23 protein-coding genes, 3 tRNA genes and 1 pseudogene are annotated in these 21,466 nt (G+C 58.5%); 16 read left to right on the top strand and 11 right to left on the bottom strand.

Annotated features, from left to right (window positions below):
* The first annotated feature begins 94 nt into the window (after window positions 1-94).
* From ACK6BI_RS27700 to ada, 5 genes are all read left to right on the top strand, one after another.
* Window positions 95-397 carry a DUF1883 domain-containing protein gene (locus tag ACK6BI_RS27700; protein ID WP_065260500.1) on the top strand — a complete coding sequence of 101 codons (303 nt, stop codon included), beginning with the start codon at window positions 95-97 and terminating at the stop codon, window positions 395-397.
* Window positions 398-424: 27 nt separating this feature from the next.
* On the top strand, window positions 425-601 hold the full coding sequence (locus tag ACK6BI_RS27695; RefSeq protein ID WP_176704475.1) for a hypothetical protein: 177 nt from the start codon (window positions 425-427) through the stop codon (window positions 599-601).
* Window positions 602-693: 92 nt separating this feature from the next.
* The gene (locus tag ACK6BI_RS27690; protein WP_409319626.1) at window positions 694-1,407 is read left to right on the top strand and encodes a 2OG-Fe(II) oxygenase; all 714 of its coding nucleotides are present in this window, start codon (window positions 694-696) and stop codon (window positions 1,405-1,407) included.
* Window positions 1,408-1,412: 5 nt separating this feature from the next.
* Window positions 1,413-2,069 (top strand): DNA oxidative demethylase AlkB, encoded by a 657-nt coding sequence (alkB, locus tag ACK6BI_RS27685; protein ID WP_260519644.1) that lies wholly within the window; start codon window positions 1,413-1,415, stop codon window positions 2,067-2,069.
* Window positions 2,070-2,157: 88 nt separating this feature from the next.
* Window positions 2,158-3,225, top strand: a complete 1,068-nt coding sequence (gene ada, locus ACK6BI_RS27680; RefSeq protein ID WP_409319625.1) for a bifunctional DNA-binding transcriptional regulator/O6-methylguanine-DNA methyltransferase Ada — start codon at window positions 2,158-2,160, stop codon at window positions 3,223-3,225.
* Here ada and ACK6BI_RS27675 read toward each other — a convergent pair.
* Both ACK6BI_RS27675 and ACK6BI_RS27670 read right to left on the bottom strand, forming a co-directional pair.
* Window positions 3,222-3,680 (bottom strand): GyrI-like domain-containing protein, encoded by a 459-nt coding sequence (locus tag ACK6BI_RS27675; RefSeq protein WP_409319624.1) that lies wholly within the window; start codon window positions 3,678-3,680, stop codon window positions 3,222-3,224. The two genes, ada and ACK6BI_RS27675, sit on opposite strands and share 4 nt — an antisense overlap.
* A gap of 60 nt (window positions 3,681-3,740) precedes the next feature.
* Window positions 3,741-4,724: an MDR family oxidoreductase gene (locus ACK6BI_RS27670; protein ID WP_409319623.1), complete on the bottom strand. Its 984-nt coding sequence runs from the start codon at window positions 4,722-4,724 to the stop codon at window positions 3,741-3,743.
* Between the two features lie 220 nt (window positions 4,725-4,944).
* Between ACK6BI_RS27670 and ACK6BI_RS27665 the strand changes: the two genes are divergently transcribed.
* From ACK6BI_RS27665 to ACK6BI_RS27635, 7 genes are all read left to right on the top strand, one after another.
* On the top strand, window positions 4,945-6,006 hold the full coding sequence (locus tag ACK6BI_RS27665) for an NAD(P)H-dependent flavin oxidoreductase (RefSeq protein WP_409319622.1): 1,062 nt from the start codon (window positions 4,945-4,947) through the stop codon (window positions 6,004-6,006).
* A gap of 173 nt (window positions 6,007-6,179) precedes the next feature.
* Window positions 6,180-6,947 carry a molybdate ABC transporter substrate-binding protein gene (modA, locus tag ACK6BI_RS27660; protein ID WP_409319621.1) on the top strand — a complete coding sequence of 256 codons (768 nt, stop codon included), beginning with the start codon at window positions 6,180-6,182 and terminating at the stop codon, window positions 6,945-6,947.
* The gene (gene modB, locus ACK6BI_RS27655; RefSeq protein WP_260519649.1) at window positions 6,948-7,628 is read left to right on the top strand and encodes a molybdate ABC transporter permease subunit; all 681 of its coding nucleotides are present in this window, start codon (window positions 6,948-6,950) and stop codon (window positions 7,626-7,628) included. It begins immediately after the preceding gene.
* A 3-nt stretch (window positions 7,629-7,631) separates the two neighbouring features.
* Window positions 7,632-8,711, top strand: a complete 1,080-nt coding sequence (gene modC, locus ACK6BI_RS27650) for a molybdenum ABC transporter ATP-binding protein (protein ID WP_409319620.1) — start codon at window positions 7,632-7,634, stop codon at window positions 8,709-8,711.
* Between the two features lie 71 nt (window positions 8,712-8,782).
* Window positions 8,783-9,820, top strand: coding sequence for a DNA topoisomerase IB (locus tag ACK6BI_RS27645; RefSeq protein ID WP_409319619.1), 1,038 nt, complete (start codon window positions 8,783-8,785; stop codon window positions 9,818-9,820).
* A 143-nt stretch (window positions 9,821-9,963) separates the two neighbouring features.
* Window positions 9,964-11,601 carry an ABC-F family ATP-binding cassette domain-containing protein gene (locus ACK6BI_RS27640; protein WP_409319618.1) on the top strand — a complete coding sequence of 546 codons (1,638 nt, stop codon included), beginning with the start codon at window positions 9,964-9,966 and terminating at the stop codon, window positions 11,599-11,601.
* A gap of 273 nt (window positions 11,602-11,874) precedes the next feature.
* The gene (locus ACK6BI_RS27635; RefSeq protein WP_065260512.1) at window positions 11,875-12,105 is read left to right on the top strand and encodes a hypothetical protein; all 231 of its coding nucleotides are present in this window, start codon (window positions 11,875-11,877) and stop codon (window positions 12,103-12,105) included.
* Between the two features lie 134 nt (window positions 12,106-12,239).
* On the opposite strand, the pseudogene ACK6BI_RS27630 reads toward ACK6BI_RS27635, so the two are convergent.
* The 3 genes and pseudogenes from ACK6BI_RS27630 to ACK6BI_RS27620 form a co-directional block, all read right to left on the bottom strand.
* A pseudogene (locus tag ACK6BI_RS27630) lies at window positions 12,240-12,374 on the bottom strand (aldehyde dehydrogenase family protein); the annotation flags it as partial.
* A complete protein-coding gene (locus tag ACK6BI_RS27625; protein ID WP_409319617.1) occupies window positions 12,319-12,825 on the bottom strand; it encodes a nuclear transport factor 2 family protein in 507 nt (168 codons plus the stop codon). The gene ACK6BI_RS27625 and the pseudogene ACK6BI_RS27630, both read right to left, overlap by 56 nt.
* Before the next feature lie 79 nt (window positions 12,826-12,904).
* Window positions 12,905-13,663, bottom strand: a complete 759-nt coding sequence (locus ACK6BI_RS27620) for an SDR family oxidoreductase (RefSeq protein ID WP_409319616.1) — start codon at window positions 13,661-13,663, stop codon at window positions 12,905-12,907.
* Window positions 13,664-13,831: 168 nt separating this feature from the next.
* Between ACK6BI_RS27620 and ACK6BI_RS27615 the strand changes: the two genes are divergently transcribed.
* Window positions 13,832-15,343, top strand: a complete 1,512-nt coding sequence (locus ACK6BI_RS27615; RefSeq protein WP_409319615.1) for an MFS transporter — start codon at window positions 13,832-13,834, stop codon at window positions 15,341-15,343.
* 1 nt (window position 15,344) lies between these two features.
* Here the strand turns inward: ACK6BI_RS27615 and ACK6BI_RS27610 are convergent, their stop codons facing one another.
* Window positions 15,345-16,205, bottom strand: coding sequence for a LysR family transcriptional regulator (locus tag ACK6BI_RS27610; RefSeq protein ID WP_409319614.1), 861 nt, complete (start codon window positions 16,203-16,205; stop codon window positions 15,345-15,347).
* A gap of 118 nt (window positions 16,206-16,323) precedes the next feature.
* Between ACK6BI_RS27610 and ACK6BI_RS27605 the strand changes: the two genes are divergently transcribed.
* From ACK6BI_RS27605 to ACK6BI_RS27595, 3 genes are all read left to right on the top strand, one after another.
* Complete coding sequence (locus ACK6BI_RS27605; protein WP_409319613.1) at window positions 16,324-17,175, top strand: NAD(P)-dependent oxidoreductase; 852 nt, start codon at window positions 16,324-16,326, stop codon at window positions 17,173-17,175.
* Window positions 17,176-17,209: 34 nt separating this feature from the next.
* A complete protein-coding gene (locus tag ACK6BI_RS27600) occupies window positions 17,210-18,238 on the top strand; it encodes a chorismate mutase (protein ID WP_409319612.1) in 1,029 nt (342 codons plus the stop codon).
* Between the two features lie 232 nt (window positions 18,239-18,470).
* Entirely contained in the window at window positions 18,471-18,863 is a 393-nt protein-coding gene (locus tag ACK6BI_RS27595) for a RidA family protein (protein WP_409319611.1), read from the top strand.
* Window positions 18,864-19,400: 537 nt separating this feature from the next.
* Here ACK6BI_RS27595 and ACK6BI_RS27590 read toward each other — a convergent pair.
* The 5 genes from ACK6BI_RS27590 to ACK6BI_RS27570 form a co-directional block, all read right to left on the bottom strand.
* A tRNA-Leu gene (locus ACK6BI_RS27590) sits at window positions 19,401-19,487 on the bottom strand.
* Between the two features lie 193 nt (window positions 19,488-19,680).
* Window positions 19,681-19,754, bottom strand: a tRNA-Cys gene (locus ACK6BI_RS27585).
* Between the two features lie 46 nt (window positions 19,755-19,800).
* Window positions 19,801-19,876 (bottom strand) — tRNA-Gly (locus tag ACK6BI_RS27580).
* Between the two features lie 60 nt (window positions 19,877-19,936).
* The gene (gene pgsA / locus ACK6BI_RS27575; RefSeq protein ID WP_409319610.1) at window positions 19,937-20,497 is read right to left on the bottom strand and encodes a CDP-diacylglycerol--glycerol-3-phosphate 3-phosphatidyltransferase; all 561 of its coding nucleotides are present in this window, start codon (window positions 20,495-20,497) and stop codon (window positions 19,937-19,939) included.
* Between the two features lie 32 nt (window positions 20,498-20,529).
* On the bottom strand, window positions 20,530-21,466 hold a 937-nt coding region (locus ACK6BI_RS27570; protein ID WP_409319609.1), incomplete at its 5' end, for an excinuclease ABC subunit UvrC.

The following is a 21,466-nucleotide window of genomic DNA, read 5'->3' as shown; positions in this document are numbered from 1 at the left end:
CGGCCGGATAATAACCCGTCCGGACTGATAAACTGCCGCCAATTGTCCTTGCTATCGTTTTGATTTTGTAGAAAAAGCCCTTCTGGAGGCGCCCATGAAATTCATTCACCAGCGCGAGCATCTCAACGAAGACGACATCGTCGTCATCCAGTGCTCGCAAACCTGCAACATCCGTCTGATGAACGACGCCAACTTCCGCAGCTTCAAGAACGGCGGCCGTCATACCTACCATGGTGGCGCGTTCGACAAATTCCCGGCCCGTATCACCGCGCCGAGCACCGGGTTCTGGAACATCACCATCGATACCGTCAGCCGCCGGGCGATCAGTGTGACCCGCAAGCCGAACCTGACCCATTCGATCAAGATCATCCGCCGCTCCAGCTCGAAACTCAGCTGAACGCCCCATCCACACAATCAGGTAAGCATGACCGTGGCCCAAACGACCAAATACGTCATCAAGTACAAACTCAATGGCGAGCGCCGTTTCGAGTTCGCCCAACTGGAAAACGGCACGCCGGAAGAGGCCAAGGCCGCGCTGGATGCCATTCACGGCCAGAGCGGCGACGTGATCAGCGACATCAGCGTCAGCAAGGCGCTGTAAGTCCAAGGTGACAATTCGACCGCAAGCGCCGGAGTGTTCCGGCCTGGCGGGCTGCCTAGACTGATCGCCTGGACGCAAGCCAAGGAATCAGTATGCCGAAGTCACCTGACTCTCCCCTCGACACGCTCGACTGGATCGCACTCGAACAACAGCTGGATCAAGACGGTTGCGCCATCATCCGTTCGCTGTTGCCCCCGCAAACCTGTGACCGCCTGAGTGCGCTTTACCCGCAGAGCGGTCCTTTCCGTTCGCAAGTCATCATGGCCCGCCACGGTTTCGGGCGTGGTGAGTACAAATATCTGCGCTACCCATTGCCACCGTTGGTGGAGCGGCTGCGCAGCACGTTTTATGCGCATCTCGTTCCCTTGGCCAATCGCTGGCACGAACGAATGGGATTAACGGAGCGATTTGCTCCGCAGCACAGCGAATTTCTCGCGAGCTGTCACGCCGCCGGTCAACTGCGGCCTACTCCACTCTTGCTGCAATACGGTCCGCAGGACTACAACTGTCTGCATCAGGACCTGTACGGCGAACATGTCTTTCCGCTGCAAGTGGCGATTCTTCTGTCAGAACCAGGAGAAGACTTCAGCGGTGGTGAGTTCGTCCTGACCGAGCAACGCCCCAGAATGCAGTCTCGCCCCATGGTGATGGGGCTGAGAAAAGGCGACGCACTGATTTTTGCCGTCAACCAGCGCCCGGTGAAAGGCGTGCGCGGTGATTATCGCGTCACCCTGCGCCACGGCGTGAGTCGCCTGCACAGCGGAAAGCGGCATACTCTGGGCATCATCTTTCATGACGCAACCTGATCATCATGCAAAACCATCCGGACCTCTTCGCCGACACCGAGCAGCCCCGCCGTTCTGAGCAGATAGGTGAGCAATCGTGGGTGTTGCGAGGCTTCGCCTTATCTCGTATCGAACAGTTGCTGCCCGCTCTGGAATCGATCATCGAACGGGCGCCCCTGCGCCACATGATGACACCCGGCGGCTTCAGCATGTCGGTCGCCACCAGCAGCTGCGGCGCCTTGGGCTGGATTACCGATCGCAGCGGTTACCGCTATTCGGCCGAAGATCCGCTGAGCCACCTGCCCTGGCCGGAAATGCCTGCGGTGTTTCGTGAGCTGGCGCAGGCAGCGGCGTTGCAGGCAGGCTTTCATGACTTCAGGCCGGATTCCTGCCTGATCAATCGCTATGTCCCCGGCGCAAAAATGTCTCTGCATCAGGACAAGGACGAAAGCACCTACACGGCGCCCATCGTTTCCCTGTCATTGGGCTTGCCCGCGATTTTCCTGTTCGGCGGTTTCAATCGCAGCGACAGAAGTCAGCGCGTTTCACTGCTGCACGGCGATATGGTGATCTGGGGTGGCGTCGACCGGCTGCGTTACCATGGCGTGCTGCCGATCAAACACGGCCGGCATCCGCAACTGGGCGAACAGCGTTTCAACCTGACGTTTCGCACCGCGGGATGACCTCCCGGAATTTGACCGCAAGGGCCGGAGTGTTACCGTTGGCGGCACTGGTTAACCTGAAACTCAACAGGTCAACGGACTCTCCATCATGAAAACGCTTTCCACCACTCTGACTACGCAAGATGATCCACGCTGGGCCGCTGTCATCGCACGGGATCCACGGGCGGACGGGCAGTTTGTCTATGCCGTGAAGACCACCGGGATCTATTGCCGCCCAAGCAGCCTGGCCCGCCTGCCGAAGCCGCAGAATGTCGAGTTTTTCGACACGGCCGAAGAGGCCGAGGCGGCGGGCTATCGTCCCAGCAAACGGGCGAGCAAGGATCAGAGCGACGTGGCCGCGCAACATGCCGCGACCGTGGCCGCAGCCTGCCGTCAGATCGAAAGCGCCGAAACCCTGCCGGGACTCAACGAACTGGCCGAAGCCGCCGGCCTTAGCCCCTTCCATTTCCATCGGGTGTTCAAAGCCGCCACTGGCCTGACACCCAAAGGTTACGCTGCTGCACACCGTTCCCGCAGAGTGCGACAACGTCTGGCGGATGGTGACTCGGTAACCGACGCACTGTACGACGCCGGTTTCAACTCAAACAGCCGCTTCTATGAATCGGCAGATCAGTTGCTGGGCATGAAACCGGGCGACTTCCGGGCCGCCGGACAAAACAACGACATCCGTTTTGCAGTCGGCCAGTGTTCACTTGGTGCCATTCTGGTGGCCCAGAGTGCACGAGGTATCTGTGCGATTCTGTTGGGAGATGATCCGCACCAATTGGTCTGCGACCTGCAGGACCAGTTTCGTCGGGCCAACCTGATCGGCGCCGATGCCGAGTTCGAGCAACTGATCGCCCATGTCGTCGGTTTCATCGAAGCGCCGGCCATCGGCCTCGACCTGCCACTGGATGTACAGGGCACGGCGTTTCAGGAACGGGTCTGGCAGGCGCTGCGTGAAATACCGGTCGGCAGCACCGCCAGTTACGCCGACATCGCCCAGCGCATCGGCTCCCCGAAAGCCGTGCGGGCCGTGGCTCAGGCTTGCGGTGCCAACAGCCTCGCGGTGGCGATTCCTTGCCACCGCGTGGTGCGCAGCGACGGAAATCTCTCGGGTTATCGCTGGGGCGTGGAACGCAAGCGTGAGCTGTTGTCCCGGGAAACCCGCTCTTAACGAATGCCGATGTAAATCGCTACCGACTCGGGACCAAGGTAGGTCTCGAAGTCGGTGGCGTAGCGGCGCTGGATCTGCGGGTTGGCTTCGAAGTATTTCCAGATCCTGCCCCAGGTTGTGATGACCGCCTCTGGTAATGCGCCCTGTCCCTCGAATACCAGATACTCCCCGCTCTCGATGCGGATCGATTCGAAGCCGTTTTGCGGATCGGCGACAGCAACGCCCGCGGTCACATCAAACGCGCCAGAAGCGTCCGACTCATAGGCCGAATACACACCGTAGATCGGGGATTCGGCCAGTTTGCCGGGAATCTCCTGCGCCAGGTTCCTGCCGAAGAACGCTCCCCACATGGGCCCGATTTTCGCGGTTTCGGACTTGTGCTCTGCGGCATTGGTGGTACGCACCCGCAAGCCTGAAACCGTGAACGACTCGACATGCTGCTGTCGTAAATCCATTGAAGTGCCACTCCCTTTTTTTAAATGCGGCCCGGCAGGTCCGCGATGGCGCTTAATGTGTCAGCGATTGACGTCCACCACAACCCGTCCGCGCAGCTGACCGGCGAGCAATTTCGGAGCCGCTTCAATCGCTTCGCTGAGGCCGATTTCATGGCTGATCAAGGGCAACAGAGCGAAATCCAGATCCCTGGCCAGACGCGTCCAGGCCTCGAGTCGTCGCGCCTTGGGCTGGGTCACGCTGTTGATGCCGGCCAGCGTCACGCCACGCAAGATGAACGGGGCCACTGACGCCGGGAAATCCATGCCTTGAGCCAGACCGCACGCCGCGACGGTACCTTCAGCGCGGGTACTCGCACAGGCATTGGCCAAGGTATGACTGCCGACCGAATCGATCACCGCAGCCCAGCGCTCCTTCGCCAATGGTTTGCCCGGCTCGGACAAGGTCGCACGATCAATGATTTCGCTGGTGCCCAGTTGCTGCAGATATACATGCTCCGACACCCGCCCGGTGGACGCCACCACGCGGTAGCCAAGCTTGTGCAACAAGGCTATGGCAAAGCTGCCGACCCCGCCATTGGCGCCGGTGACCAGTACTTCGCCCTGGTCTGGCGTCACGCCATTTCGCTCAAGCGCCATGATGCACAGCATCGCCGTATAGCCGGCCGTGCCGACAGCCATCGCTTGGGCCGGGGAAAATACTTTGGGCAGCGGGATCAACCAGTCGCCATTGAGCCGTGCCTTTTGAGCCAGACCTCCCCAGTGGGTTTCTCCCACGCCCCAGCCATTGAGCAATACCTGATCGCCGGCCTTGTAGTCCGGATGGCTGCTAACTTTCACCGTCCCGGCCAGGTCGATCCCCGGCACCATCGGGAACTTGCGCACCACCGGACTGCTGCCGGTAATCGCCAGCCCGTCCTTGAAATTGAGCGTGCTGTACGCGACCCGCACTGTCACATCACCCTCGGGCAATTGTTGCTCGTCGATTTCCTCCAGGGTGGCGCGATAACCGGAGTCGTCTTTGTCGATCAGAATGCCTTTGAACATGTTTGCCTCCCGGGACGTGAGTTCGAAGATTCATGGCATTCAAATAGCACACTGCAACCTTATTGCCCCACTCGACTTTCCGCCAATCGCTGAAAGATTGCGTCAGCGATGACTGCAATGACTGTAAAACCACAAATCCCGGCTGGCCCTGAAGCCGGTTTTGCTGGTAAAAAACCGGCTTCAGCTTCTCTGCCCTGCTTTGTCCTTCGGAGCCTATTCCATGAGCCAATGGCCAGACACCCGCATTCTCGAACTGCTCGGCATCGAACTGCCGATCATCCAGGGCCCGTTGGCCGGAGCCACAAATTCGTCGATGGTCATCGCCGTGTGCAATGCAGGCGGGCTGGGGTCGATGCCGGCGGCACTGCTGAGCGTCGAGCAACTGCGCCAGGAGCTGAAGGCCATCCGCCAGGGCACCGACAAACCCTTCAACGTCAATTTTTTCTGCCACCAGCCACCGGTACCCGATGAACAGCGGGCACGAGACTGGAAAAATCTGCTGGAACCCTACTACCGCGAACTGGGTGCCGACTTCGATGCACCGACTCCGGTATCCAACCGCACCCCGTTTGATCTGGCCGCTTGCGAAGTGGTTGAAGAGATTCGCCCGGAGGTGGTGAGTTTCCATTTCGGCCTGCCGGAAAAATCCCTGCTGGACCGGGTCAAGGCCACCGGGGCGAAAATCCTGTCGTCGGCAACTAACGTCGATGAGGCTGTCTGGCTGGAACAGAACGGTTGCGACGCAATCATCGCCATGGGCTACGAAGCCGGCGGCCACCGGGGCATGTTCCTCAGCGACGACCTGAGCAGTCAGGTCGGGACTTTTGCCCTGGTTCCGCAAATCGTCGATGCGGTCAAGGTACCGGTGATTGCTGCCGGTGCGATTGCCGATGCGCGAGGCGTTGCGGCGGCCCTCATGCTCGGGGCATCGGCCGTGCAGGTCGGCACGGCTTATCTGTTTACACCGGAGGCAAAAATCAGCGCCTCGCATCACAAGGCGTTGCGTACGGCAAAAGACAGTGAAACGGCGATCACCAACCTGTTTACCGGAAGGCCGGCACGGGGAATTCTGAACCGGGCGATGCGCGAGCTGGGGCCGATGTCAGACAAAGCCCCGGCGTTTCCTTTGGCTGGTGGCGCGCTGATGCCCTTGCGCGCGAGGGACGAGGCCGGCTTCAGTAACCTCTGGGCCGGTCAGGCGTTTGCATTGGGCAAGGAACTGAGCAGTGCGCAACTGACTCGGCAACTGGCCGAAGGCGCACTGGCGAAACTGGTTCGATAATCCACGTAAACAGGTGACAGGCAGCGCGCCTTTGCCCGAGGCGAAACCAGCACTTTCCGTTTAAAGGTGTTTCGCTATATATTCTCCTATATAGCGATTTCCCCCTCGCATCGGCGCAGTCTACCCCTCTAACAACAACTGCCCACTGCACCTGCCAACAACGGAGCTGTTACATGACCATTCGTGCCTCACGTTTTGCCCCTGCCTGCCTGGCCTCTCTAATCGCGGTATTGGCCGTGGGTGCTGTTCAGGCAGATGAAGTGCAGGTCGCCGTCGCGGCCAATTTCACCGCACCGATTCAGGCGATTGCCGCCGATTTCGAAAAAGACACCGGGCACAAACTGGTGGCAGCCTATGGTGCTACCGGACAGTTCTACACCCAGATCAAGAACGGCGCGCCGTTCGAGGTGTTCCTCTCGGCTGACGACACCACACCTGAAAAACTGGAAAAAGAAGGCGACACCGTCAAAGGTTCGCGTTTCACCTACGCCATCGGCACTCTGGCGCTGTGGTCGGCCAAGGAAGGTTACGTCGACGCCAAAGGCGACGTACTGAAGAGAAACCAATACCAGCACCTGTCCATCGCCAACCCGAAAGCCGCCCCTTACGGCCTCGCCGCCACTCAAGTGTTGGAAAAGCTGAAATTGACGGAAGCGACCAAAGCCAAGATCGTTGAAGGCCAGAACATCACTCAGGCCTACCAGTTCGTATCCACTGGCAATGCCGAGCTGGGCTTTGTCGCCTTGTCGCAGATCTACAAGGACGGCAAAGTCAGCAGCGGCTCTGCGTGGATCGTTCCGGCGAACATGCACGACCCGATCAAGCAGGACGCCGTCATCCTGAACAAAGGCAAGGACAACGCCGCCGCCAAGGCGCTGGTTGACTACCTCAAGGGGCCGAAAGCCGCTGCGGTCATCAAGTCCTACGGTTACCAGCTGTAAATGTCGCTGACGAGTGCCGATTTCGCGGCGATCTGGCTGACCCTCAAACTGGCGTCCCTGACCACCGCAATCCTGCTGGTCATCGGCACTCCGATTGCCCTGTGGTTGTCACGCAGCCGTTCCTGGCTGCGCGGCCCCATCGGGGCCATCGTTGCCCTGCCCCTTGTGTTGCCGCCGACCGTGATCGGCTTTTATCTGTTGCTGGCAATGGGGCCGAATGGCTTTCTTGGCCATTTCACCCAGTGGCTGGGGCTGGGCACGCTCACTTTCAGTTTCACCGGGCTGGTGATCGGTTCGGTGCTCTACTCCATGCCTTTTGTGGTGCAGCCATTGCAAAACGCCTTCTCCGCCATCGGCACTCGCCCACTGGAAGTGGCCGCCACTTTGCGTGCCAATCCCTGGGACACTTTTTTCAGCGTCATCCTGCCGCTCGCACGCCCCGGATTCATTACCGCGGCGATTCTCGGTTTCGCCCATACCGTCGGCGAATTCGGTGTGGTGCTGATGATCGGCGGCAATATTCCCGACAAGACCCGCGTGGTGTCGGTACAGATCTACGATCATGTCGAAGCCATGGAGTACTCACAGGCGCATTGGCTCGCCGGGGCGATGCTGGTGTTTTCGTTTCTGGTGTTGCTGGCGCTTTATTCCAGCCGCAAGTCGCGCGCAGGCTGGAGTTGATCGATGATTGAAGCTCGCTTGAAACTCGCCTGGCCAGGCTTCGGCCTGGATGTCGACCTGAGTTTGCCGGGCCGAGGCGTGACCGCGCTGTTCGGGCAGTCCGGTTCGGGCAAGACCACTTGCCTGCGCTGTATCGCCGGGCTCGAACGCGCCGCTGACGCTTTTATCAGCATCAATGGTGAAGTCTGGCAGGACAGCCAAACCGGTATCTTTGTCCCGCCCCACAGACGAGCGCTGGGTTATGTTTTTCAGGAAGCCAGCCTGTTTGCGCACCTCTCGGTGCTGGCCAACCTGCAATTCGGCCTCAAGCGCATCGCGAAAGACCAGCGTCGGGTCGACCTGGCGCAAGCCACCGAACTGCTGGGAATCGGCCATTTGCTGGAACGGCATCCGCAGCATCTGTCCGGTGGCGAACGTCAGCGCGTCGGCATTGCTCGCGCCTTGTTGACCAGTCCGAAACTGCTGCTGATGGACGAACCCCTGGCAGCGCTCGACAGCCAGCGAAAAAGTGAGATCCTGCCTTACCTGCAACGCCTGCACGATGAACTCGATATTCCGGTTCTGTATGTCAGCCACGCCCAGGATGAAGTGGCGCGGCTGGCCGATCATCTGGTGCTGCTCGAAGCCGGCAAAGCGCTGGCCAGCGGTCCGATCGGAGAAACCCTGGCACGTCTTGATCTGCCATTGGCCATGGGCGATGACGCCGGCGTGATCATCGAGGGTCAAGTCACCTCTTACGATCACGCCTACCAGTTACTCTGCCTGCGACTGCCCGACACCTTGCTGGATATTCGCGTGACTCACGCGCCAATGGACGTCGGTCAGGCACTGCGTTGCAAAGTACAGGCCCGCGATGTCAGCCTGACGTTGCATGACAGCGAACACAGCAGCATCCTCAACCGCCTGCCGGTCAGAGTGGTCAGCGAGATGCCTGCGGACAATGCCGCCCATGTGCTGATTCGACTGGACGCCGGCGGCACGCCACTGCTGGCGCGTATCACGCGATACTCTCGGGATCAGTTGGGCGTGCATCCGGGCCAGGCATTGTGGGCGCAAATCAAGGCCGTCGCGGTACTGGCCTGAATCGCGACGGCACGACTGGCAGAGCATGCGGTCAATCGCTGTAACAACAGACCGCCACCAGGGAATCCGCCATGCCCGATGCCGCGCTGACCGAAGTGTTGCCTTCGGACCTGCATTACGTCGATGACACTCAACCCGGAATCACACGCAAGAAGCTGCGTGGCAAGTTCTGCTATTTCGACCCCCATGGCCAGCGCATCGTCGACCCGGACGAAATCAAACGCCTGAATGCGCTGGCCGTGCCGCCGGCCTACACCGATGTCTGGATCTGCGCCGACCCTCGCGGCCACTTGCAGGCAACCGGTCGTGATGCCCGGGGGCGCAAGCAATACCGTTATCACCCGCGCTGGCGTGAAGTCCGTGATGCCGACAAATACTCTCGTCTTCGCGAGTTCGGCATGGCCTTACCGAAGCTTCGCAAACGGCTGGAAGCACTGCTGGCCGCGCCGGGGTTCAGCCGTGACAAAGTGATGGCCACGGTGATCACACTGCTCGATGCCACGTTGATCCGCGTCGGCAACACTCAATACGCACGAGAGAATCGGTCGTACGGGCTGACCACCCTGCGCAACCGACATGTCGAGATCAACGGCAGCGCGATTCTGTTTCAGTTTCGGGGCAAGAGCGGCATTGAGCATCAAATCACCGTGAAGGACCGGCGCCTGGCGCGCATCATCAAGCGTTGCATGGAGATTCCCGGGCAGAACCTGTTCCAGTACCTGGATGAAAACGGCGAGCGGCACACCGTCAGTTCGCAAGACGTCAACGCGTACCTGCAAACCCTCACCGGCGCAGACTTCACCGCCAAGGACTATCGCACCTGGGCCGGCAGCGCTCTGGCGCTGGCGGTATTGCGAGAGCTGCAATGGGAGTCGGAAACCGAGGCCAAACGACATGTGGCGGAGATGGTCAAGGGTGTGGCGAGACAACTGGGCAATACACCCGCAGTCTGTCGCAAGTGCTACATCCATCCGGCGGTGGTCGAGCATTTCATGCTGGGGGCGCTGGCCGATCTTCCGAGGCCTCGGGTGCGCAAGGGCTTGCGCACCGAGGAAGTCGCCTTGGCGATCTTTCTGGAACGCATGGTCGACATGGCAACCACGCCTTGAACCCTGCGGGCGTCTCGGCTAGGCTTGCGACTTTCCTTCCTTCAGGACGACCGCAGAAGTGAACAACTAAGCCTTCAAAAATGTAATCGCGACACGCCATTAAAGGCGCTTGTCAGTGTTCACGACATTTTTTGGAGGTGCCGATGACTCACGTCTCGCGTACGCCCGCCCTCGTCTCCCTGAACCAGCTGGGTTTCCAGTTCGCCAATGGCGAGACGATTTTCGATGCACTCAATCTGAAGTTCGACCACACCCCCTGCGCCATCGTCGGGCGCAACGGCGTTGGCAAAAGCGTGCTGGCACGCTTGATCGCCGGGGTCCTGCAACCAACGAGCGGCAGCGTGGTCCGCTCCGTGACAACAGCCTATGTGGAACAAAACCCTGTCGTGCCAATCGGTCAGACCGTGGCCGATGCGACAGGCAGCACCACCATTCTTCAGGCACTCGGTCGTCTGAACGAGGGTGATGGTTGCGTCGAGGACATCGACATCGTCGGCGAACATTGGGATCTTGCGGAACGCTTGCGTCGCTTGCTGGATGACGCCGGATTGGTCCACGTAGGGTTTGGCGACCGAATGAGCAATCTGAGCGGTGGCCAGCAGGCGCGCATTGCCCTGATTGGTGCTTTCTTGACTCAGCCATCATTGTTGATTCTTGATGAGCCGAGCAATCACCTGGATACATCCGGCCGGCAATGGCTGCTCGGCATGCTCGAACAATGGCGCAGTGGCTTGATCGTCATCAGCCATGACCGACAATTGCTCGACAGTATGCAGCGCATCGTCGAACTCACCGCCGCAGGCGCGAACGAGTTTGGCGGCAACTACTCGGCGTTTCGAGAGCAACAGAAAATCCACCAGGCCGCCGCGCAGGCCCGCCTCGATCAAGCCAGGAGCGAGCGTCACCGTGAACGGTTACGCTTGCAACGCGAACACGACACCATACAACGACGCGCGGCCACCTCTCGCCGCAATGCTGATACGGCCAACATTGCCAGTTTCGAACGCGTCGCCATCAAGGGCGCCGCCCGGGAAATCATGGGTCATGTCCGCTGCGCCCATGAGCGGCGCAAATCCGATCTGGATAATCAGGTACGCGAGGCCTACGCCAAAGTAGCCCCCGAAGACTGTGTGTCGGTCAACCTGCCTGGCAGCAACGTGCCGACTGCCCGCCAGGTCTGTACGTTGATTGACGCAGGACTGCCTTGGATATCTCCCGCCCTGCCGACGAGCCGATTGAATCTCTGGTTGCGTGGTCCGATGCGGGTCGCCGTCAGTGGCCCCAACGGGTGCGGCAAATCGACCTTGCTGAAAATGCTCGCCGGAGAAGTGCGTGCAATCGGCGGACACAGCACGACCCATGTGCCTTGCGCATTTCTCGATCAACAACTGAATCTGTTGGACGATCAGCCCTCCATCATTGAACAACTGACAGCCCACGGCACGACACTGGAAGAAGGCACCCTGCGCAGTTATCTGGCGCAACTGCAACTGGACGCCCGCCGCGCCACGCAACCGTGCGGATCACTGAGTGGCGGCGAACGTTTGAAAGCGGCACTGGCGCTGGCCTTGTGGAGGGAAACGCCCGCACAACTGTTGCTGCTTGATGAGCCAACCAATCATCTGGACCTGCCATCAGTGGAGGCTTTCGAACAGGCTTTGCAGGCATTTCCCGGAGCAATTGTCGTGGTGTCACACGATCAAGCGTTTCTGCGAGCGTTACATCCGACTCACAACCTGCATTGGCAGCCGTCGGGCTGGTCGTTCCAGCCGACGAACTGAGCTGTGTATTTTTTGCACGATCGGTCGGGGCTTCTATAGTTGATCTGACATAAAGCAACGGCGATAACGCCATGGAAGACCTGTTGGCCTTGCAGCGTTGCGTCAGATCATCGCAGCCAGCCCCGGTTGTCCGTCAATACGTTTTGCAACGGATAGCTGTCATTTGCGGGTCTATACTCAAACGAGCTGAAGGAGCAGCGCCCCAACGGCAGAGAGCTCGCGCTTCGCGGGCTTTTTGCTGCCTCAGAGCGTTTTACCGAACGGAGGTGTTCCATGTCCGAAAGAGAGTCCATCACCACTCTCCTCACCTTGCTCGAGGCCCGGGAGGCACGTCTCGCCGCCGCCTGCAAGGAGATCGCCGACTGGGTCGACCATCAAGGCGGGCACCCCACCGCCCTGCGCATCCGCGACCGGCTGAACGACATCGAAAAGGACACACCGCTGATCCGTAGCACGCTGTCGTCGCTCAAACCGATTGATCGGCCACTGCCCCGTTTCCGGTAATTCGCCGAGGGGTAAGCTTGAGCGGTCAGACCTTCGTCCAGGCAACGCCTGATTGAACCGGCCATCCGGTTCAATCAGGCTCACGCCTTGGCCTGTGTGCACCACTGCAATCGAATCTTCTGGCTATCGAGTGATTCCGTCTCATAAGGAATGATCGTCAGCACAGGGCCGAAAATTTCTTCACGAGCAATGCGTAACCGATTGTCAGCATCGTTAAAAATCGTGGGGTTGACGAACCAGCCCGAGTGCAACCCTTCCGGTCGACTCTTCGCCCGCTGCGGGTACCCAATCTTTTAATGGCGTCAGGAAATGCATTTCAAAACGACGTGACAGGAACGCCCACTTTCCGTCCCGACGTTCAAACCTGTCGTGGTAAAGACCGCTGACTTGCACCGGGCCTTTTTCAATGTCATGAAACAGGCAATCCGCAGCTACCGTGCCCACTGCGCTGTCACCCTCGATTTCAATCAGCGGGTTGGCCATCCAGTGGTGCATATGGGGCATCTGGCGCCAGCTGTTTTGCGCCATTGCCAGGATTTCGTCACGGTTTCCAGCCTGGCCAAAACCCGGTAGATCCAGTGTCGACTCTTCGTGCCAGATTGAGCCAAGAAGCGAGGCGTCGATGCGGTCGAAAGCATTGGCGTAGGCGCTGATCAGCGACTCGATGGCGGCGCGACTTTCCAGGGCGTCCAGTCGGGCGTTCAGTTGTTCATTGTTCATGATGAGGTTTCCTGCAGGGACTGCGCATAAGCGAGGAAGGCAGCCCTGCGCGAGGGCTGCGCTACGGTTAAGCACGTGGTCAGATCTGCGACAGGCCGCCGTCAACCATCAACTCCACACCGTTGACATATTTCGCATCGGCAGACGCAAGAAACAGTGCCGACGAGGCGATTTCCTCAGGCTCGGCCATGTAACCCAATGGCGTGATCTGCTCGACGTGCTGACGCAGCGCGGCAACGTCGCTTTCGCTCATCTTCAAGCCGTTATCCATCAGCGGTGTACGAGTGAAGCCAGGGCTCAGGACATTCGCTCTAATCTTGCGACCTTTGAGTTCGTTGGCCCACGTCCTGGCAAAGGAACGTACCGCGGCTTTGGACGCGTTGTAGAGGCTCAGTCCTTCCATGCCATTGCTGGAACAGATAGAGGCCGTCAGTACGATCGAAGCACCATTTTTCAACAATGGCATCAACGTCTGTACAGTAAAAAAGACTCCCTTTACGTTGATGTCGAACATGTTGAAATAGGCGGCCTCGGTGGTCTCGCCCAGCGGGTTCTTTTCACAAATACCTGCATTGGCAAACACTGAGTCCAGTTGATCGTCGTGCGCCTCAATCGTCACCTTGAGCGCGTCCAGATCAACCTGGCGCGCGACATCGGAAATGACCGCGACCGCCCTGTCGCCAAGCTTGGCCACCGCAGCCTCCAGCGTGGCTGCAGAACGCCCAGTGATGTAAACGCGCCTGGCGCCCTCGGCAATCAAACCCTGTGCAATCGCAAATCCGATCCCGGTGGACGCGCCGGTGACGACTGCGACCTGATCAGCGAATTTACCCGACATAACTGACTCCTCGATTTCGGTTGTGTGGCTCGACCGGAACCACAGTGCGGCCATTTTGCGAGGAGGCAGGGGCGCAGCGGCACTGCCATAAATGAACATTGGCCGTTCATTTATGTGAGGCGTCAGCCAGGGTTTGATCGTTTAGATTGAAGTCAGCTGATTCAAAGCATGACCCGCAATCGAAAATATTCTGGAGCCGAAGGGTTTCAGAAAGGAGACCTTATGCCGGAGAAAATAGTAGCCCTTGCAGAACAGCGGCGCTGGCTGATGTTCGCCATCCTGTTGGTCGGTGCATTCTTGCCGCCGCTGGATTTTTTCATCGTGAACGTAGCGCTGCCTTCAATTCAGCAATCGCTAGGCACGGCCTCCTCTGCCGAACAGTTGATCATCTCTTCTTACGCGGCGCTGTATGCCGTGACACTGATCACCGGCGGACGGCTTGGTGACATCTTTGGCCGCATGAGAATGTTCTTCGTTGGCCTGATTGGCTTTGCCGTCGCCTCACTGATCTGCGGTGTCGCCGAGTCACCCTGGGTGTTGATCGCCGGACGCTCGCTGCAAGGCGTGACGGCCGCTGTCATGGCGCCGCAGGCACTCGCTTCAGTGCAGGCGATATTTCCTGAGTCGGAAAAACCCTTGGCGTTGAGCCTGTACGGTGCGGTGTTTGGTTTGGCGTCGGTAGTCGGCCAGGCACTTGGCGGGATTCTGATCTCGCTCAACCTGATGAACCTGGGCTGGCGGACGATATTTCTGGTGAATTTACCGATTGCGTTGCTGGTCATTCTGATCGCCATCCCCGTAGTCAAGGAAACCCGCGCACCCCGGACCAGCAAGCTGGATCTGGGTGGAACGCTGTTGTCGATGGTGACGCTTGCGGCGCTGATCGTTCCGCTGATCGAGGGACGTGAAGCGGGTTGGCCGTTGTGGGCCTGGCTGTCGCTGGCGGCGGCGCCACTGCTTGCCTGGCTGTTCTGGCGCTACGAAGCCCGTTTGTATCAAGCGCAAGGCGCGCCGTTGCTGAACCCTGCTGCACTGCGTGCACCCGGGCTGGGCCGGGCATTGCTCGTCGCACTGACCTTCTACGCAATCGGTGTGTTCTTCCTGCTGTTTTCCATCTATTTACAGGGAGCGCTGCATACGAGCCCACTCAGTGCAGGTCTGGTCTTCCTTCCATTCGGCGCAGGTTTTTTGCTCGGGCCGCTCACCACCCATCTGTTCCGGCGTTTGCTGGGGTCTTATGTGAATCCCTTCGGAATGTCACTCGAAGTGCTGGGGTTCGTGCTTTTGGCCTGGCTTGTGGCGCACACACCGACGGCCGTCAAGCCCTCTGCTCTGTCTCTTGCCGTGATTCTCTTTCTGATCGGCTTCGGACAAGGACTGGCCCTTCCGACATTGATGCGCATGATCACAGGACGCGTGGCACCGGCGTATTCCGGCATGATTGCGGGCATCACCAGTTCCACCCTGCAAATCAGCACGGCACTGAGCGTGGCGATCATAGGTGGCATTTTTTACACGCTTCTGGGCAAGGACACGGACGCGGCCGCCATCACCCAAGCCTTCACCGTCGCCATACTGTGCATCGCTGCCTGTCTGGCCGTAGGCGCAGGACTGAGCCTGAGTCTGGCGCGCCAACCTGCTGCAGAGCTGCAAACGGCGGCCATGCACCCGGCAGAGTGAATCAACCGCCTGCCGGAGTGCCGATCATGACGGAGGCAAGGTCGGCAAGCGCGCGCAGACTGTCCATCTGGCGCATGTCCTGGTGGTAGCCCATCCAAATGTCGCGGCCTGGTGGCGGTTCATCCGTATCGATCAGACGCAGCGCCGTCAACTGGTCGCCCAAAGCGCGGGGCAATACCGCGACGCCCTGCCCCTGTGCACACATTTGCGCCTGGACTGTGCGGCTGCTACTGGTAAACACGGTACGCGCCAGCGGGTAACGCTGCTGCAGCCACTGCACGTCGGGATAATGAGACTGGGCAACACTCATGGTGATCAGACCCAGCCCGGCGCCCTCTGGCTCAGGGTCAGCAGATCCAACGGCTGCGTATAACCCGTAAGTCAGGGAGATCAGCTTGCGGTGCACGATATCGGGCTCGGTGAACGGAACGATTCGAAACGCGATGTCGGCGTCGCGGCGAGCCAGATCAAACAATCGATGCCCGGCGATGACCTCGGGCACGATCAACGGATAGCGCCGGGCCAGTTCACTCAGCACCGGGGCCAGCACATAACAGGCGAACCAGTCAGCGCAGGAAATACGCAACACACCTTCGGGCTGGGTGCTATCCCCCGCGAGGCGCCTTTCGATGGCCAACGCACTTTGTTCCATTTCCTGCGCGAGACTGAGCAGCTTTTCTCCGCTTTCGGTCAGTACGAGACCTTGGTTGGTACGCAGGAAAACGGGCTGGCCACTGGATTGTTCCAACACCTGCAAGCGCCGCCCCACGGTCGGATGGCTGACCCCCAACAGCTTGGCGGCAGCGCCCAATGACCCGCTGCGGGCAATCGCGAGAAAGACCCGCACATCACTCCACTCCATGCTCTGCCCCCGTACAAAAATGAACAGTGAGAGTGCAGCAATGGCAGTGCCGTAGCAATCCCGTGCCCGACATACTTGTCTGCACTCACCATCGTCGAATACCAACCGGAGACTGCAAATGAAGATTGGCTTTATCGGAGTGGGAAGCATGGGCAGAGCGATCATTCCACTGCTCGTCCGCGCTGGCCATCACGTATCGGCATGGAACCGCAGTCACGCGGCGCTCAAGGATCTCGAAGGCATCAGCGTTATCGAAACGCCGGCCTCGGCGTTCCAGCAAGAGGTGGTCATCACACTTCTGGCCGATGATGCCGCCATCAGGCAAGTGCTGCTCTCCAGCACTGTTCTGGAAACTGCAGACAAAACTTGCGTGCATGTCGTGATGTCGACCTTGTCGCCTTCGCTGATGTTGGAGTTGCAGCGCGAACATGAAGCCGTCGGCATGCCATTGATCGCGGCGCCGGTTTTCGGCGTGCCCGCCGTGGCGGCCAAGGGCGAGTTGAATATCCTGGCGGCCGGATCGCAGGCCGCTGTCTCGACCGTCCAACCGCTGCTCGACCTGCTCGGGAAAAACACCTGGTATCTGGGCGATCAACCTGAACAGGCCTGTATCGCGAAAATCGCCGGCAACATGATGATCACCCAAGCCATCCAGTCGCTGGGCGAAGCCAGCGGGCTCGTTCAACACCACGGACTGAGTCCTTCGACTTTCATCAATCTCATGACCCAGACCCTGTTCGCCTGCCCCAGTTATCAACGTTATGGGCAGAACATCGTCAGCAGCAATTTTGAACCGGGTTTCAAACTGTCGCTTGGCCTCAAGGATATGAATCTGGCGATCGATGCGGGTCGTCTCAAGGGACTGGAATTGCCAGCAGCGAATGCCGCGCGATTGAAAATGACGTCGGCGATAGCCAGGGGGGATGGCGACAAGGACTGGTCGGTTTTCGCTCGGCAGACGAATCATTGAGAAGCTCTTTCGAACATCTGCCACGAGGTCATTCATGGAAAACTCCGACATCGCGCGTCAACTCACAACGTTCAGGAAAACCATTGACAATATCGACGCCGCCCTCATCCACCTGCTCGCGGAACGGTTTCGCTGTACCGATGAGGTCGGATTGCTCAAAGCCCGATATCAGTTGCCTGCGGTAGACGAGGCCAGAGAGCAGCAGCAATACCAGCGTCTGACAGCACTTGCTCAGAAGGCCGAGCTGGATACGGCCATCGTGCAGAGGCTGATGCAATTAGTCATTGGCGAAGTGGTCGAGCGCCACAGGCAGATTGCCGCCAGGCATGACTCGACACCCGCCAATAACCTTACCCCTCGGGCCAGACCCTGGCGCCACTTATCGAAGCAATCAGACGAGCAGAACCGCATGAAATGGCCAACGATCGAGCAAATTCGCAGCTTCACCGATTTACCCTCTGGCTACAGTTGGGATTACCTGAAACGTGAGGAGATCAATGTCGCGACAGACTTTTTCCGTGCATGGTTTCCCTCCATTGCGGTGGGGTTGGGAAGCCCGTTTCTGGACCAGCAGTTCTACGCAGACAACGTGGTGCTCAAAGACGATCCGGAGCGAGGAATATTGGCTACCGTCGTCCGCCAGAACGATCAGATTGTCGCTATCGCCACGTGGGAAAAAATTGACGGTGCTGACGTTATTTTCGGGCGGGTCGGTGCGGTAGCCAAACCGCACAGACAAGCCAGACTGGCCGTCGCGGCCCAGGACCTGGGAGAAAAAATCGGCATGTTCATGGGCGCGGGGCTGATCTATGGCATGGCAACAACCCGCACGCCGTATATGCAACAAGCGCTGGAGCAAGCCGGCTACAAAGCGGTAGGGATAATGCCAGGTCTCGACCGGGAAGAAACGGCACCTGGAATCGTGCGCAGGGTTTACGAAGTCATCTATGTAAAACGGCTCGCACCACACGCCGACTTTCTCATTCCCTCCATTCAGAATCTTACCCCTACAGTCGCGCGACTTTACGCAGATATATTTCAAGGTGATGACAACACGCACTGACGAGCCAGCCTGATAACGAACCAACCATCGAAATGCTTCTGATCAGTAACGCTCCCGGCTGGCGCCTTTTGCATCGATCGAGGTAGCCATATCAGGTAATGAGTTCATAACGACTCAGCAGCGGCCTAAAGCACCTGTGGGGTTGATTAATAGATAAGAAGTGAACTGAGTGGACGCCGCTCTGGCCCCCGAGTTAGCTTTCGTAACCGTTTTAACTTGGGGCTCCGCAATCATGACTGATCGTCAGATCATTGTTCCAGATGGCATGAGATTGATCTACGAGCGTGCTGGTTATGCACCAGCAGTAAAGGTAGGAAAAACGCTCTACTGCGCGGGTCAGGTAGGCAGGACGCCGGAGTTATTCGTCATTGAAGACCCCGAGCAGCAGTTTTTAGCTGCATGGGACAATCTCCGGGTCGTTTTGGAGGCAGGTGGCTGTAAATTTGAAGATGTCGTAGAAATGACAACTTATCACGTTGATATGCACCGTCACATGCCAATTTTCAGACGCGTAAAGGATAAAGTCTTTCCGAGAAGCACTTGTGCATGGACTTGCATTGGTGTCAGTGAATTGGCTCGACCTGGCCTTCTCGTGGAGATCAAATGCGTCGCCGTAGAGCGATAGGTTTCTGACAAGCACCTGCATATCCAAATATAAAAAGGGGCTGCCCACGTAATGCAGTAGTAGATCCGAAATTTTACCCGCCTGCGGAATCGGTAAGCACGTGAGAGCACGTTACGCCGACGGCCACTACTGGCTGGAAGCAGGCGACAATTAATTCCGATGCGAGCAAAAAGATGCCTGTCAGCGGATATCCTCAGCACTCGCTCAACGCAAATCCAAAGTCATCGCTGGACACGTGAGCCGCTTCGTTAAGTCGTTGGCGCAGCTCAGCCGTTAGCTGCTTTTCCAGCAGCTCCCATGGAACCGACAGCCCGGCGAAACCCGGGCCATCGCAGTGTTCCGCGCAGTGGCCTTGGCCAAGCGTGGCGCCACGGTCAAAATCCCAGGGCACGACAGCGTGACCCTTCATTAAAACTTTTTGCCGCCGGCGGCGTGGAGTGATGCCTACGAAGTGAATTGCGGACCACTGTCAAAATTGCGGACCGAAAACAAACAAGGGTTTGCATCAGCTTTCGCTCGCAAACCCTTGATTTAAGATGGTGCCCGAAGCCGGAATCGAACCGGCACGCCCTTACGAGCGGGGGATTTTAAGTCCCATGCGTCTACCAGTTTCGCCATTCGGGCGGTAGCGCGGTGTTGCGTTGCTCTGATGCCGGTTCGCGATCCTGACAGATTGCTGTCCGTTCAGCAGAGGGGGAAATATATACATCAGTCCCCGGTGAAGCAAGTTCGTAAAGCTTGTTTTGAAGACTAAACCCATCATCAGATGGAAATAAAAAAGCTCCGTAAATCATGGATCTACGGAGCTTGTTTATAGTGGAGGCCGAGGTCGGAATCGAACCGGCGTAGGCGGATTTGCAATCCGCTGCATAACCATTTTGCTACTCGGCCTCAAAACATTTGCTGTCAGTAGCGAAACAACAAACGTTGTACAAACTGGAGCGGGAAACGAGACTCGAACTCGCGACCCCGACCTTGGCAAGGTCGTGCTCTACCAACTGAGCTATTCCCGCTTGGTGTGGCGCATTCTATAGAAATCAGAAGCGCCGTCAACCCTTTGATTCAAAAAAGTTTTATTTCTTTTCAACATCGGTCTTCAGATGCGGCCACGCAGCGCGAAGGTATTGAACCATCGACCACAGGGTCAGACCGGCAGATACCATCAGCAATGTGTAACCAATGAAAACCCAGAAACTGAAGTCCTTGGGATTGGCCAGGAGAATCACCAGCGCGAGCATTTGCGCAGCGGTTTTCCATTTACCCAGGTTCGATACGGCAACCTGCGCCCGCGCGCCCAGTTCGGCCATCCATTCACGCAACGCCGAAACGACAATCTCGCGACCGATGATGACGGCCGCCGGCAATGTGAGCCACAGGTTTCCGTGTTCTTGCACCAGCAACACCAGCGCAACGGCGACCATCAGCTTGTCAGCGACAGGGTCCAGAAATGCGCCGAACGGAGTGCTTTGTTCCAGACGACGTGCCAGATAACCATCGAGCCAATCTGTCGCTGCCGCGAAGGCGAATACCGAACTTGAGGCCAGATAGCTCCACTGGTAAGGCAGATAGAACAGCAAAATGAAGATCGGGATGAGCAGGACACGGAGAACGGTAATCAGATTAGGGATATTCATCGGCACAACTGGCTACGAGGTGAATGGGCATTCTACTCACTATGCAGGTTTGCATAAATCGACTCTGCTAGCTTTTTACTGATCCCCGGCGCTTTGGCGATCTCTTCGATGCTTGCACGAGACAGCTCCTGCAATCCACCAAAATGTTTCAACAGGTCCCTGCGCCGGGTTGGTCCTACGCCCGCTACGCCTTCCAGCGTAGACGTACGGCGGGTTTTCCCGCGGCGCGCACGATGTCCGGTGATCGCGAACCGGTGGGCCTCGTCACGGATCTGCTGGATCAGATGCAATGCCGGCGAGTCGCCGCGCAAGGTAAACTCATGCGCCGCATCATTCAGATACAACGTCTCGAACCCCGCCTTGCGTGTCGCGCCTTTCGCGACACCCAACAGGATCAGATCCGGTACGGCCAGTTCGTTGAGCACATCGCGCGCCATCGACAACTGACCCTTGCCACCGTCGACCAACAGAATATCCGGCAATTTGCCTTCCCCGTCCTTCAACTTGCTGAAGCGCCGGGTGAGCGCCTGATGCATGGCAGCATAGTCGTCGCCCGCCGTCACACCTTCGATGTTGTAGCGACGGTAATCCGACTTGATCGCCCCTTCCGGCCCGAAGACCACACAGGACGCGACGGTTGCCTCGCCACTGGAATGACTGATGTCGTAGCACTCCAGGCGCTGCGGTGGCTCATCCAGGTTCAGCACCTCGGCCAACGCCTCGAAGCGCGCCGCTACATGCTGACGGTTGGCCAGCCGGGCACCCAATGCCTGTTCGGCGTTCGTCACCGCCAGTTGCTGCCAGCGCGCCCGCGTTCCGCGGACCCGATGGCTGATACTCAGTTCGCGCCCCCGCAGTTCATGGATCGCCTCAATCAAGGCAGGAAAATCATCGTGCACGACATTGACGATCAACTCACTTGGCAAATCGCGCTCGGGGCTGCTGATGAAGTACTGACCGAGAAACGCG

Origin of the sequence: Pseudomonas sp. KCJK9016 (assembly GCF_046231795.1) — a bacterium.
GTDB lineage: Bacteria > Pseudomonadota > Gammaproteobacteria > Pseudomonadales > Pseudomonadaceae > Aquipseudomonas > Aquipseudomonas bananamidigenes.
This window is presented reverse-complemented; position numbering and strand designations above follow the sequence as displayed.